This window comes from Paenibacillus terrae HPL-003 (assembly GCF_000235585.1).
Lineage (GTDB): Bacteria > Bacillota > Bacilli > Paenibacillales > Paenibacillaceae > Paenibacillus > Paenibacillus terrae_B.
In genome coordinates, this window is the sequence record NC_016641.1 from 2,681,722 (window position 1) to 2,694,582 (window position 12,861).

Annotated in this window: 9 protein-coding genes; all 9 read left to right on the forward strand. The window is 48.9% G+C overall.

All coding sequences use genetic code 11. The features are described from left to right. Positions 1-187: 187 nt before the first annotated feature. Entirely contained in the window at positions 188-784 is a 597-nt protein-coding gene (locus tag HPL003_RS12290; RefSeq protein ID WP_014279977.1) for an ECF transporter S component, read from the forward strand. Next, positions 784-2,286 (forward strand): ABC transporter ATP-binding protein, encoded by a 1,503-nt coding sequence (locus tag HPL003_RS12295; protein WP_014279978.1) that lies wholly within the window; start codon positions 784-786, stop codon positions 2,284-2,286. The genes HPL003_RS12290 and HPL003_RS12295 overlap by 1 nt, the downstream gene beginning before the upstream one ends. Beyond that, positions 2,261-3,052, forward strand: coding sequence for an energy-coupling factor transporter transmembrane component T family protein (locus tag HPL003_RS12300; RefSeq protein WP_014279979.1), 792 nt, complete (start codon positions 2,261-2,263; stop codon positions 3,050-3,052). Before HPL003_RS12295 ends, HPL003_RS12300 begins: the two co-directional genes overlap by 26 nt. Positions 3,053-3,191: 139 nt before the next feature. Beyond that, on the forward strand, positions 3,192-3,917 hold the full coding sequence (locus HPL003_RS12305) for a methionine ABC transporter ATP-binding protein (RefSeq protein WP_014279980.1): 726 nt from the start codon (positions 3,192-3,194) through the stop codon (positions 3,915-3,917). Next, positions 3,910-4,581, forward strand: coding sequence for a methionine ABC transporter permease (locus HPL003_RS12310; protein WP_014279981.1), 672 nt, complete (start codon positions 3,910-3,912; stop codon positions 4,579-4,581). The genes HPL003_RS12305 and HPL003_RS12310 overlap by 8 nt, the downstream gene beginning before the upstream one ends. A gap of 378 nt (positions 4,582-4,959) precedes the next feature. Beyond that, a complete protein-coding gene (locus HPL003_RS12315) occupies positions 4,960-5,817 on the forward strand; it encodes a MetQ/NlpA family ABC transporter substrate-binding protein (RefSeq protein ID WP_014279982.1) in 858 nt (285 codons plus the stop codon). A 347-nt stretch (positions 5,818-6,164) separates the two neighbouring features. Further along, positions 6,165-6,584 carry a hypothetical protein gene (locus HPL003_RS12320; RefSeq protein ID WP_014279983.1) on the forward strand — a complete coding sequence of 140 codons (420 nt, stop codon included), beginning with the start codon at positions 6,165-6,167 and terminating at the stop codon, positions 6,582-6,584. 15 nt (positions 6,585-6,599) lie between these two features. Then, complete coding sequence (locus HPL003_RS12325) at positions 6,600-11,567, forward strand: DUF4132 domain-containing protein (RefSeq protein WP_014279984.1); 4,968 nt, start codon at positions 6,600-6,602, stop codon at positions 11,565-11,567. Between the two features lie 230 nt (positions 11,568-11,797). Further along, complete coding sequence (locus HPL003_RS12330; protein WP_014279985.1) at positions 11,798-12,781, forward strand: Gfo/Idh/MocA family protein; 984 nt, start codon at positions 11,798-11,800, stop codon at positions 12,779-12,781. The last annotated feature ends 80 nt before the right edge of the window (positions 12,782-12,861 follow it).

Genomic DNA, 12,861 nt, shown 5'->3' on the forward strand with positions numbered 1-12,861 from the left:
CTGACCTTGGCTTGGTTGGAGGACAGTAGCTTAGGCTACTGGTTGTATGAGGTATATCGACGAATGATGTTTTGTATGGTGATCCACCTTTTACTGCGCATAAAGCTTGCCTGGAGATTCAGCTCCGGACAAGCTTTTTTTTCATGGCCACGAGGCCCATTTTAAGGGAAAAGGGGAGTACATCATAATGAATACTGCTGTAAAAGCGTCTAAAGGATTGAAGCTGACGGATATTTTGGTCACCATTGTGATCGCTGTTGTGTTCGGGTTGGTCTATAAAATATGGGGGCCTGTATATGATCTGGTGAAACCGCTTGGGCTGAACGCCGAGCAATTGGTGTATGGCATGTGGTTTATGGCAGGCACTTTCGCATATCTTATTACCCGCAAGCCGGGAGTTGCGATTTTGGCAGAGGTTGCAGCGGCAACGGTTAGTGCTTTTTTGGGAAGTGAATGGGGGATGTCCACCTTGTACTACGGCTTGCTGCAAGGTTTGGGAGCAGAGCTGTTCTTTGCGGCTTTTCTGTACCGAAACGCCAACCTGTGGGTCACTTCACTGGCTGCGGCTGGATCGGCTATAGCCTCCCTGATGTTGGATTTCAGTTACGGGTATATTGATCAGCTTTCGACCTGGAACTATGTTTTGTATGTCGGATTCCGCATGATTGGCAGTATTGTGATCGCCGGGGTGTTCGCGTTCTATCTGGCTAAGGCACTGGAAGTCACTGGGGTGACACGTACCTTGAGACCTGCAACGGAACAGGATTACAAGGGGCTGGACTAATGAGTTGGGTTGCAGAAGATGTGGTGGCGTCGGTCACCCGTCTTCGTTTGAAATTTCCCGGTGAGCAGGAACTGCTTTTTCACAATATGTCTGTATCCGTCCGGAAAGGGGAAAAGCTGCTGCTTCTCGGACCGAGTGGATGCGGTAAATCAACGCTGCTCCAGGTGCTGAGTGGTCTGATTCCGCGCACGATAGAAGTGCCGATGAAATGTGATGCTGCCGTCATTCCGGCACGTGCGGGTATCGTATTTCAAGATCCGGATACGCAGTTTTGTATGTCGTATCCGGACGAGGAGTTGGGTTTTGTACTAGAAAATAATCAGGTTCCCCGTGAACAAATGCCGTCTCGTATCCGCAAGCTGCTGACGCAGGTTGGTCTTTCGACGGATGAAATACATATGCCGATTGGCAGCATGTCTCAGGGTATGAAGCAACGGCTGGCGATTGCGTCTGTGCTGGCGATGGAGCCGGAGGTGCTTTTTCTGGATGAGCCGACGGCTTTGCTGGATGAAGAAGGCACCGCACAGGTGTGGGATACGATTCGCCACATTTCAGCAGATCAGACGCTAGTGATTGTGGAGCATAAAATAAATGAAATTGTCCACGATGTGGATCGGATTGTGGTGCTTTCTGCTCAAGGGGAGATCATGGCAGACGGAACTGCGAAAGAGGTATTTCATGTGCATCGGCAGGCGTTGTCTGATTACGGTGTATGGTACCCGGGTGTATGGAATAAGGCATCTTCACCACGTTGGAGTGAACAAGAGGCACAGGGACACATCTCCTGTGAACCGATTGAGTTAAACATTTCTCATCAGGTAGAAGAGGCGGCAGCGGGTACTCCTTTACTGGAACTGGAGCATTTTAGCGGCCTTCGGGGTTCGAGTCCGGTCATTCATGTGGAGAAAGCACCGGTGAAGTCAGGTGACTGGATTGGCGTGATCGGTGAAAATGGGGCTGGTAAAAGCTCGCTGCTGCTCTCCATGATGCGCTTAATCCGAACGCAGGGAAGTTACAGCGTGGACGGAATAGAAGCGGGTGGTACGGAACAACTGGCAGAGCACATCGCGTTCGTGTTTCAAAATCCGGAGCTGCAATTCGTAGCGCACACCGTTCGGAAGGAATTGGAGTATTCGCTGCCGGAGAGCTTGTTTACAGATAAACAGCGCCGGGAGCGAGTGGATCGAATGCTCGTACGGTTTGGGTTGGAACAACTGGACGAACGTCATCCATATCAGCTTTCATTGGGGCAAAAAAGGCGGCTGAGCATTGCCACAGCTATGATCCGTGAGCCAGCCGTGCTGCTGCTGGATGAGCCGACCTTTGGACAGGATGCACGCAATACCTTTGTCATGCTGGACATGCTGGAGCAGCTTAGAGCGGCGGGTACGGCGATTGTGATGGTCACGCATGACCCGGAAATTGTCCGTCGATATTGCACAGATATATGGCGAATACAGAAGGGGGAGCTGAGGCATGAACCTGTCTTTCCCCTTTCATGAAACATGGCTTCACCGGGTTAATCCGGGGCTAAAGCTTGTTATGTTTTCCTTGTTGTTCGTGGTCGTCATTCTGATTCATAATCTGAATGTGATGTTCAATGTGGCGTGTGCTATGCTGCTGTTGCTCGTCTGGTCTGGTCATCCGTGGAAGCGTCTGCTGCTGTATGGTTCTCCTTTTATACTGGTGTTTATCTCAACCTCCACAGGCATGATGATGTTCGGCAAAGGGGTGACGACCTGGTGGACATGGGGCCTGATCCATATTACGCAGGAAAGCTTTTATCGGGGAATGCATCTTGGATTTCGTGCACTGAGTATGGTGGCGGTAGGACTATTATTTGGTTTGACGACCCGCCCGGTGAACCTGTTTTATTCGCTGATGCAGCAATGGAGGCTCCCTCCGAAATATGCGTACAGCTTTTTGGCGGCCATGCGGATGATGCCGATGATGCTGGAGGAATTCCAAACGTTGAGACATGCCCACCGCATTCGGGGTGTGCATCAGCATGTGTCCAAATGGAATATGTATGCTACGCTTCGCAGATATGCGATTCCGCTGCTGGCGCAAAGCATCAGGCGCGCCCAGCGAATTGCTATTGCTATGGAGGCCAAGGGTTTTGTTAACGAAACCAGGCGCACGTATTATTATGTGATCCGTTATTCGGCTGTAGATATTATGTTTATTTTCTATTTTGTGGTGATGCTTACGCTGGCTTGGGGGCTTGGTATCCGTTTTCCTTATGTGGACGTGTGGGATGTACGCTAATTTGCTGTCAAAAGGCTTTGCCCGGTTTCTCCACTGTGTTATATTAATGCAATGGGAATTGACGGCTCGTACAGACCTGACTGGGCTGGCGGGCCTATTACATTTTCCCTGAGAAATGGATCATCAGGAGGCCAGTTTCATGATTACGCTGCATCAGGTAAGCAAGCATTATACGACCTCAAGCGGCCCATTTCATGCGGTTCAATCCGTGTCCCTTCAAGTGGAGGAAGGGGAGATTCACGGTATCATAGGTGCCAGCGGTGCCGGCAAGTCTACATTGCTCCGGTTGATGAATGTATTGGAACAGCCGGATGAGGGAAATGTGGTTGTAAATGGAGATGAGCTGACCCGCATGCCGGAAAAACGTCTCCGTGAAGCGCGGCGATCCATCGGGATGATTTTTCAGCATTATCATCTCGTCCACAACCGGACGGTTAGTGGAAATGTGGCAATGCCGCTGGAGCTGGCGGGCGTGCCGAAAAAAGAGAGAGCGGCACGTGTGCGCGAATGCCTGCAATTCGTCGGCTTGGCTGACAAAGCAGAGCAGTATCCAGCACAACTGAGCGGAGGTCAAAAGCAACGGGTGGCGATTGCCAGAGCGCTGGCGAATCGACCTGCAGTACTGCTTTGTGATGAGCCGACCTCAGCGCTTGATCCGCAGACAACGGCGGATATTCTAGGCGTGTTACGGGAGATCAACCGTGAGCTGGGGGTTACGATTGTGATCGTAACGCACGATATGGACGTGGTGCGGGGCATTTGTAGCCGCGTTTCGGAGATGCGGGATGGACATTTGCTTTCAACGCAGCTAGTGGCTGACCCAGCAGTCGATTCAACAGCGAAAGCAGGTGAAGCTCATGAATGAAACGCTGAGCATCATTGCGCAGTATCAGTCCGAGATATGGAAGGCCATTGGAGAGACGTTCATCATGGTGGGCTTTTCCATCGCAGCAGCCGTACTTTTGGGGCTGCCGGCAGGAACGATTTTGTATTTGTGCGGCAAAGGGCAAAAATATGAAAATCGGCTGGTGTTCACCATACTAAACAGTCTGGTCAATGTGATTCGCTCGTTCCCGTTCTTGCTGCTGGTCGTGTTTATGATTCCATTTACACGTCTCGTCGTGGGTACGGCACTGGGTACGATGGCGGCTACGGTTCCCATGTCAGTGGTAGCCATTGCCTACTATTCAAGGCTGGTGGAGCAGTCACTGCTGGATGTGCCAAAGGGTGTAATCGAAGCTGCTACTTCTATGGGAGCGTCTACCCTCCAGCTTATTTTTAAATTTTTGTACGTGGAAGCCCGCTCCGGGCTTGTACTGGGATTGACCACGTCCACGATCAGCTTCATCTCCTACTCCACGGTGATGGGCATTGTGGGCGGCGGCGGTGTGGGCGATTTCGCTATCCGCTACGGCTACCAGCGTTTTGAAACGGGCTTAATGGCGTTCACCATCGTCGTCATGATTATTTTCGTGCAAACGATCCAGTTCACCGGAAGCACCATATCCCGCCGGATCGACAAGCGATAAGAGAGGTTACAGCCTGCTATGTTAGAGCGGACGCTTTATTGAACATCTTATAAGTTCAAGCGTAACAGCAGCCTATGGCAAGAAGGTAAACTGAGGATGTAATCCCTCAGTACCGATAGATCGTAGGCAATACACTTGCACCACCCACCATGGGAAATGAGAATGACTTTACAGTGCCTCAAAAGCGTAGCGGGCAGAATTGTTCTAAAGAAGCGATAGCGTTCGCCTTTACCCCCGGATTTTTAACTTTAATGTTTTACTAAATGAAAAAAATCCGGGGGTAACAGCGATCGGAAGAACAATCTGCACGCGAAGCGGCTCCCTCTGTAACTCACTCTCTTTTCCCAATCACAAATTTACTTGGAGGTTCCTCACCTAATGAGTCGGAAAAACAACATAAAAACCAACCTGAAATTATTTACACTATTCGCTGTCGTCATGCTGCTGGTTGCTGGATGCGGCGGTCAAAAGCAGGCGGCACAAGAAACACAGCCTAAAGAAGCGACTTCTCAAAAAGAAGTGACTTTGAAAGTGGCGACGCTGATTCCACCGATGACGGATGTGCTGGATATCGTAAAACCATTGCTCAAACAGGACGGAGTCAATCTGGAAATCGTTGTGCTGTCGGACAATATCCAGCCGAATAACGCATTGGCAGCCCATGAAGTGGATGCTAACTTCTTTCAGCATGCTCCTTTTATGCAACAATACAATGAAAGCAACAAGTCTGATCTGGTAGCAGTCAAACCGATTTACAACGCCATCTATGGCGCGTACTCCAAAAAATACAAGAATATTAAAGATCTGCCCGAAGGTGCGACCATTGCGATTGCCAACGACCCGGCAAATACCGGACGTTCTCTTGTGATGATGGAACAAAACGGTCTTATCAAGCTTAAAGAAGGTGTAGGCTATCATGCTACACAGGCTGATATTATTGAAAACAAGAAAAAGTTTGTGTTCAAAGAAGTGGATCTCTTGATGCTGGCGCGGTCGCTGGATGATGTGGACATGGCTGCCATGTATCCCGCTTATGCCAAGCCACTGGGCCTGACACCGAAGAAGGACGCGTTGATTACTGAAAAGGACGATACTCACTTCGCCATTAATCTGGTAGCGCGCAAGGATAATGCGGATTCGGATGCCATTCAAAAGCTTGCGAAGCGAATGACCGGTCCAGAGGTTCGCAAATTTTTCGAGGATAATTACAAGGACAGCGTCATTCCAGCATTTTAAATAAATACGAGTGTTGAAACGTTGTTTTATGATTAGTTGTGGCCTGTATAAGGTAATGAAGTCTGTGATGAGCAGATGGAGTTCCTGGTGCAGGTCTTTTTCATTTCTATCCTTTATATGGATATTTTTCGTCGAAAACAGGGTAAAAAGTCTTAGTTTTAAAGCTTGTAGGGTGTGATATGGCTGTGAATTTGGTCATAAAGGGTGATGGAGTATTGGTTAGGAACATATTAAAATAAATATACGAACAAACATTCGTTTTCGGTTTCGTTAACGGTGTTTTGGGATAGGGGAAAAATTCAACTGACAACGGGTCAGAAGCGGAAGCAAGAAGGAAGGGGAACGACATGAAGCTGGCAGTAACTGTAAAAAGTTTGGGAAAACGAAAGCCGGAACTCGCAAAACAGGAGATGGAGCTGAATCCTGCCCCTGAAACTTTGCGAGAGCTGATTGCTGCTACCGTCGCCCTGAATGTCCGCAGACTGCGTGAAAAGCAGGAGAGTGTCGCACTGATTCCGTTCCTTACAGGGCAGGAGGTTCAGGCGCAGGGCGAGACAGGCAAGGTAGGATTCGGGTCCATCTATAATGATGGCGTTCCTGATGTGGAGGATGCGGTAACCACGGCGATGCAGGCTTTTGAAGACGGGTTGTACAGAGTTTTTGTACGTGATGAGGAAGCTACTGTGCTGGATGCCCCTTTGTTGCTTGAGGAAGGAAACGAGATTGTATTTATACGGTTCACAATGCTGGCCGGAAGCCTATGGTAGAGGGGGAAATGAAATATGCATCAGGAGAAAAATGAGCAGGAATATTTCACCGAACTGAAGGGGCGCGCGGCGCAACTGGATGGACAACAACAGGAATTGGCCCAATATGTTATGGAACTGGGGAGAATTCATTACATACGCGAGGATGAGGAGCCTTTTAACGAATGCCAGCGCATATTAAACGCACAGGCAGAAGCAAGCGGAGAGCCGCTGTTCAAGCCACTGGCAGAGGTGCTGTGTCAGTTGGTTGGAACAACGGCCGGGGATGTGTTTGAATATATAACGGAGCATCTGACTGAATATCCTTACAGTACAGGGTATGAGCGTAAACCGTTCCGTACCTCGGATATCACATTCCATACTTCGCGGATTTATAAAAGAATGGTGCAGCTTATCCGAATGGACTGGATCGGCTTCTCGCTCATAGATTATTTAACGAAAAAGGATTATGAACATGCGAATGACTATCGGATTCAAGAGACCATTAGTGATTGGATAGCCTATGAGTTGGACAACGGTAATCCGCAGGTGCTGGAGGCGCTAAAAGGTATTATTTATGGCGATAACCAGACTGCGCTTCTTTCGCGTGCCATGATTAAAGGATTGCTCTTGAGCCATCAAGAGGAGAATTACCATATGATCGGCGAGCTTTTGGCAGCTGCCAAGCTTCAGGAGGGATTGCGCCAAAGCATCGTGGAACAAATGGATGAAGGAACCCCGGAGGCCCTTGTATATCTGTTGAAGGTGATTATCGACCAGGGTTTCATTCGTTACAGCTCGGTGGTACGGGCGCTTGCGGTATGGACGGGCATGGGGCTGGAGTCGGCCAATCAGCGAGTGGTTCGCCAACTGATTGAGCAGGCGTATGAAGCGTTGACGAATAGCGAACTGCGTCAGGAATGGTTGACCAGCGCGAATGCCAATGAGGTATATATGAGCTTGTGGGCTACCGCAGTATATGAGGAACGTGATCTGTATGGACAAGTTCGACAGCTTATGGAGCAGGGAGTACCTTATCAGAAGATCGTAGCGCTTTATGTACTCTCTAACAGTAAAAACAAGGATGTGCGTCTGGGGATTGCCAGAGAATACCTGAATGAGACGAACCCGGAGCTTCAATATTGGGTATTGACTAACTATACAAGTAATTATTTTTACGAATGGGTAGAAGGCGGGACGGTCGCTGATCGGATTGTTAAAGTGGTGCGTACTCCATTGCTGGAAAATAAAGAAGAGCGGCGTAAGGATTTTGAGCGACTTCATGCTCTGTTTGAACAGATGAAAAAAGGCGAGTCTACCGAGCCCTCCAAGGTGCTGGATTTCGTAAACGTTCATCACCGTTCAGATGCACCGGTTCAAAAAATGCTGTATCTTGCCGGTTATGATATGGACGCGACCTGGATCGATGAAATCGTAGCTTTGAAGGATCAGATTAGCCCTGATCTGCGTGGCGAGCTACTTAATCATTTTGTGCAGAACCCGGATGATACGGTGCAACGTGAATTTATTTTCTCAAGCCTGTCTGACAAAAGTATGAGCATTCGCGAGTTCGCTGTTGCCAAGGCGCGCAAGCTGACGCTGGCGGAAGAAGAAATGCAGCAGATGGAGGGGCTATTAAAGCTCAAGACGGGTTCCCTGCGGCAAAGTGTCATTAGTTTGCTGCTGGTACAGCCGGATAAGTCTCTAAATGGCTCGTTGGAACGGTTGCTTCGAGCAAAGGCGGAGCTGCAACGATTGGGTGGACTGGAAATATTGACGAAGATCTACGCAGACCCTGAGCGTGCCGAGCAGTATGGAACCCTCCAGTCTTTAGCAGGTATTATCCAACAGCCGACGGCTAAGGAAGAACAACTGCTGTCCAAGCTGGGGCAGGAGGATGCTTATACAGGGACAAACGGCTTTGGCTTGTACAAACCCAATGCCAAGGAGGAGTGGCTGGAGAAGCAGCCGGATCTGGATGATTTTCGGCTAGGCGATGTTTTTGTGGGTTCACTGGAAAAGATGAAGCGATTCCTGAGCGGACTGGATGAGCTTGTCCACCAGCATCGTGATGTAGAATACACTGCTGAGTATTATTCAGGTTACAAAGAAACGCTGCTAATCGGCGCTAACCTTCGTACTGTGCGGTTGGTCCAGCCTAATGAAGAAGCAGTTCCCATGCTGTCTTTATATCCTCTTCAAGAGGAGTGGAATCGTTATTTGCAGGAGAGCGGCATGGAAGTGAGTGAACTGCTAGAGCTTGTTTTGTATGATCGCTTGGATTCTATGGATAAGACGCTTGACCGCTACTACAGTTATTTCTCCCATAACATGGACTACTCAGAACTGAGCAAGCACAAGCTGCTGGAAGGATGGCGTAAAGACTTCGCTGAACAAATGTATCCTTTAGACCGAATTAACGAGATGCAGCAATGGATGGCAGAGCTGACGTATTCCAATCAGGTAAGCACACTGATTAACGCTTATTTTCTGGACACTCCTGGCGAGAAAACCTTTGATACCATTGACCTCTCGTTGAATACACTGATGCAAGCTATGCCGAAGGACAGACCTGCTGAGGACATGGGAATGCTACACCTGTTGTCTAGCCCGTGGATAGGGCTGGAAAAAGGGCGTGTACATGATGACGAGTCCTTTAAACGCTTTTTCCATACTTTTGTTAACTATAATGAGCTGGCAGGTGTATTAAATCGCTTTTATTCACCGCTGGATCTGGAGGATTATTTCAAAGCATATGGAAAAGGGCTGATCGGTGTAGGGGAAGTGTATCGGGAACTGTTGGCTGGCAGTGACAGCAGAAGACATATGAGTTCCTTAACGAATGCCCGCAATACATGGATTGCCAGCACGCCTGAATTTTTGGAAATACGTCGTACGGTTATTGAACGACTGCTAGAGGTTGAATTGGTTCGAGGCGATTTGCCTACCGATGCCACCCCAAAAGTGATGGGATTGGGCCGGATTGAAGGCATGGATTATTTCATTCGTATTCTGGAGGGACTCGACAAGGAAACGTTCGTGCGTGGTTATGTGTACGGCTACGGTGATCGTATTACCAAAAAGGAATCGTTCAGCCACTTGCTCAAGGCATGTTATCCGCGTGATGGCGAGGATGCTGCTTTGCTTAAAGAAAAGCTGGCAAACGCTAAAATTACGGATAAACGTCTGCTGGAGGCGGCGATGTATGCTCCACAGTGGATTGAAATTGTAGCAGGCTACCTCGGATGGGAAGGTCTTCGCAGTGCTGCATGGTACTTCCATGCGCATATCAATGAAGGTTTTTCCGCCGAGAAGGAAACGATTGTAGCTCATTATTCGCCGATTGCTCCGCAGGATTTTAATGATGGAGCCTTCGATATTCACTGGTTTCATGAGGCCTATGAGACGTTGGGCGAGGAACGTTTTGATCTGCTGTACGATTGTGCCAAATATATTTCGGCTGGAGCCAATCATCGCCGATCCCAGTTATTTGCGGACGCGACGCTGGGTAAGCTGAAACGGAGTGAAATGAAAAAGTCAGTGGAAGACAAACGGAATAAGGAACATTTGCTGACCTACAGTCTGATCCCACTTGCCAAACCTCCTGAACCAGATGTACGGGAACGTTATGACTTCATCCAGAAGTTTCTGGAACAGAGCAAAAAATTCGGGGCACAGCGTAAGGCCAGTGAAGCTCTGGTTTCACGAATTGCGCTTGGAAATTTGGCACGTAACGCAGGCTACGATGATGTAACCCGGCTCGTGTGGGACATGGAAGCCCGTAAGCTGGAGGATCTTCGATCTTATTTTGAGCCACATGCTTTGGAAGAGGCCACAACGATACAGCTTGTCATTGATGGAGAAGGAACAGCAGATATTGAGATTGTCAGCAAAGGGAAGACGCTGAAATCTATTCCGGCTCGCTTCAAGAAGGATGAGTATGTTACTGCGTTGAAGGAGCTTAAAGGCGATCTGGTGGATCAGTACCGTAGAGCCCGCAAGGAATTGGAACGTTCTATGGAGTCCGGCACGGCCTTTATAGTGAAGGAATTAACGGGATTATTAGGCAACCCTGTGCTTGCTCCGTTGGTACGAACGCTAGTTTTCAAGGCTGGAGATCGCCTGGGATATTTCAATGAGGATACATCGGGGTTGGCCGATCCTTCGGGTAAACAGTATTCCGTAGGTGAAGAGGAAAAGTTGATCATCGCTCATCCGCTCCATTTGTACGAAAGTGGTCGTTGGAGCGACTTCCAGAAGGATTTATTTGACCGCAAGATTCGTCAGCCGTTTAAACAGGTGTTCCGTGAGCTGTACTTGCCTAATGCAGATGAACGTGCAAGTGCCACGGTTTCCCGTCGATACGCAGGACATCAGGTACAGCCTAATAAGACAGTAGCCCTGTTGAAGGGTCGCCAGTGGACGGTCAGCTATGAGGAAGGACTACAGAAGGTGTATTATGCCGAAAACCTGATTGCTAACCTGTACGCGATGGCAGATTGGTTCTCACCAGCCGATACCGAGGCTCCTACACTGGAGATGGTGCAATTCTTTGATCGGACTACGTATAAGAGTGTGCCATTGGAGGAAGTCCCTCCAGTGCTGTTCTCTGAAGTCATGCGGGATGTTGATTTGGTCGTCAGTGTCGCCCATGTGGGCGGTGTTGATCCGGAAGCAAGTCTTACGACCATTGAGATGCGCAGCGTTATTGTGCAGGAATCGCTGCGTCTGCTGAAAATCAGTAATGTACGCTTGGATGGCAATTATGCGCGTATAGACGGCAGCCTCGGCGAATATGCAGTGCATTTGGGAAGCGGCGGTGTCTACAAGCAGGCGAGGGGAGCGCTGCATATCATTCCGGTGCATTCACAGCATCGTGGGCGCATCTTCCTGCCGTTCCTGGATGAAGATCCAAGAACAGCCGAGATATTATCCAAAATTGTACTGCTGGCTGAGGACCAGAAAATCAAGGACCCGCAAATTCTTACACAGCTTCAAGCGTAGGATAGAAGCTGTGATATAGAGATTCATTTTGAAGTGTCCATTGATGTGATGCGAAGGGGTAAATTCTACTCTATTCGCAAAGGTGTAGCGTGAAGCCCTGTCTATGCAGATCTGTGTGGCGGGGCTTCATCATTTGCGCCAGAAAATTCTTTTGTTCCTGACGGGCGTTTGCTAGAATAAAGGGGATTGTGTAAGTCAACGTTGACCATATTGCAGGGAGGGACACAAATATGAGCAAGAAGATCAAATGGGGAATTGTCGGCACGGGATGGATCTCAGATCAGTTTGTTGCGGATTTGGTGCATGTTACGAATGGAGAAGGGTATGCTGTTGGTTCACGTACTATTGAAAGCGCTACCGAATTTGCAGCCAAGCATCAAATGGCACGGGCTTACGGAAGCTATGAGGAATTAGTGCAGGATTCTGAGGTCGATGCTATTTATGTAGGCACTCCTCATCCTTTTCATACAGAAAATGTTCTGACAGCTCTTCGGGCCGGCAAAGCCGTCTTGTGTGAGAAACCCTTCACCGTGAATAGTGGGGAACTGGAGGAACTGATCGGCTTTGCACGTGAACATAAGCTATTCCTGATGGAAGCGATGTGGACACGTTTTTTGCCTCCGATTCGCCAAGTGCGGGAGTGGATAGATGCCGGACGAATTGGTGAGGTGAAGCTGGTTAAGGCAGAATTTGGTTTTCGTGTAGAATGGAACCCAGAAGGACGCTTATTGAACCCCGATCTGGGCGGAGGTGCTTTGCTGGATACGGGAATTTATCCGGTTTCTTTTGCCTCGATGGTCTTCGGTCCTGAACCCAAGCATGTATGGAGCACCGCCCATATTGGGGAAACGGGTGTTGACGAGACGTTCTCCATCCTGCTGGATTATGGAAATGGACGCACGGCTATGCTTAACGGGGCTGTTCGTCTCGGACTTACGAATGAAGCCTATATTCATGGAACAAAGGGCTCTATCCACATTCCGTCCTTCCTGAACAGCACATCGGCTACTTTACATGTGGACGGCGAAGAGGCACAAACCTTTCAGGATGACCGAGCTTCCACAGGGTATGCCTTTGAAGCAGAAGAAGTGGGGCGCTGCCTGAATAAAGGCTTACTCGAAAGTTCCACGATATCTTTGGATGAATCATTGGGCATTATGAAGCTGATGGATCAGATTCGCGCACAGTGGGGACTTCGGTATCCTTTTGAGTAATTGAATTATGAATTGAATAAAGAATAAACGACTTAAAGTCCAGAGAGCTTTTGAAGCTCTTTGGACTTTTTTGTGTACAC

Coding starts and splice junctions, on each gene's coding strand:
- HPL003_RS12290 (WP_014279977.1), top strand. CDS start 188: ATGAATACTGCTGTAAAAGCGTCTAAAGGATTGAAGCTGACGGATATT.
- HPL003_RS12295 (WP_014279978.1), top strand. CDS start 784: ATGAGTTGGGTTGCAGAAGATGTGGTGGCGTCGGTCACCCGTCTTCGT.
- HPL003_RS12300 (WP_014279979.1), top strand. CDS start 2,261: ATGAACCTGTCTTTCCCCTTTCATGAAACATGGCTTCACCGGGTTAAT.
- HPL003_RS12305 (WP_014279980.1), top strand. CDS start 3,192: ATGATTACGCTGCATCAGGTAAGCAAGCATTATACGACCTCAAGCGGC.
- HPL003_RS12310 (WP_014279981.1), top strand. CDS start 3,910: ATGAATGAAACGCTGAGCATCATTGCGCAGTATCAGTCCGAGATATGG.
- HPL003_RS12315 (WP_014279982.1), top strand. CDS start 4,960: ATGAGTCGGAAAAACAACATAAAAACCAACCTGAAATTATTTACACTA.
- HPL003_RS12320 (WP_014279983.1), top strand. CDS start 6,165: ATGAAGCTGGCAGTAACTGTAAAAAGTTTGGGAAAACGAAAGCCGGAA.
- HPL003_RS12325 (WP_014279984.1), top strand. CDS start 6,600: ATGCATCAGGAGAAAAATGAGCAGGAATATTTCACCGAACTGAAGGGG.
- HPL003_RS12330 (WP_014279985.1), top strand. CDS start 11,798: ATGAGCAAGAAGATCAAATGGGGAATTGTCGGCACGGGATGGATCTCA.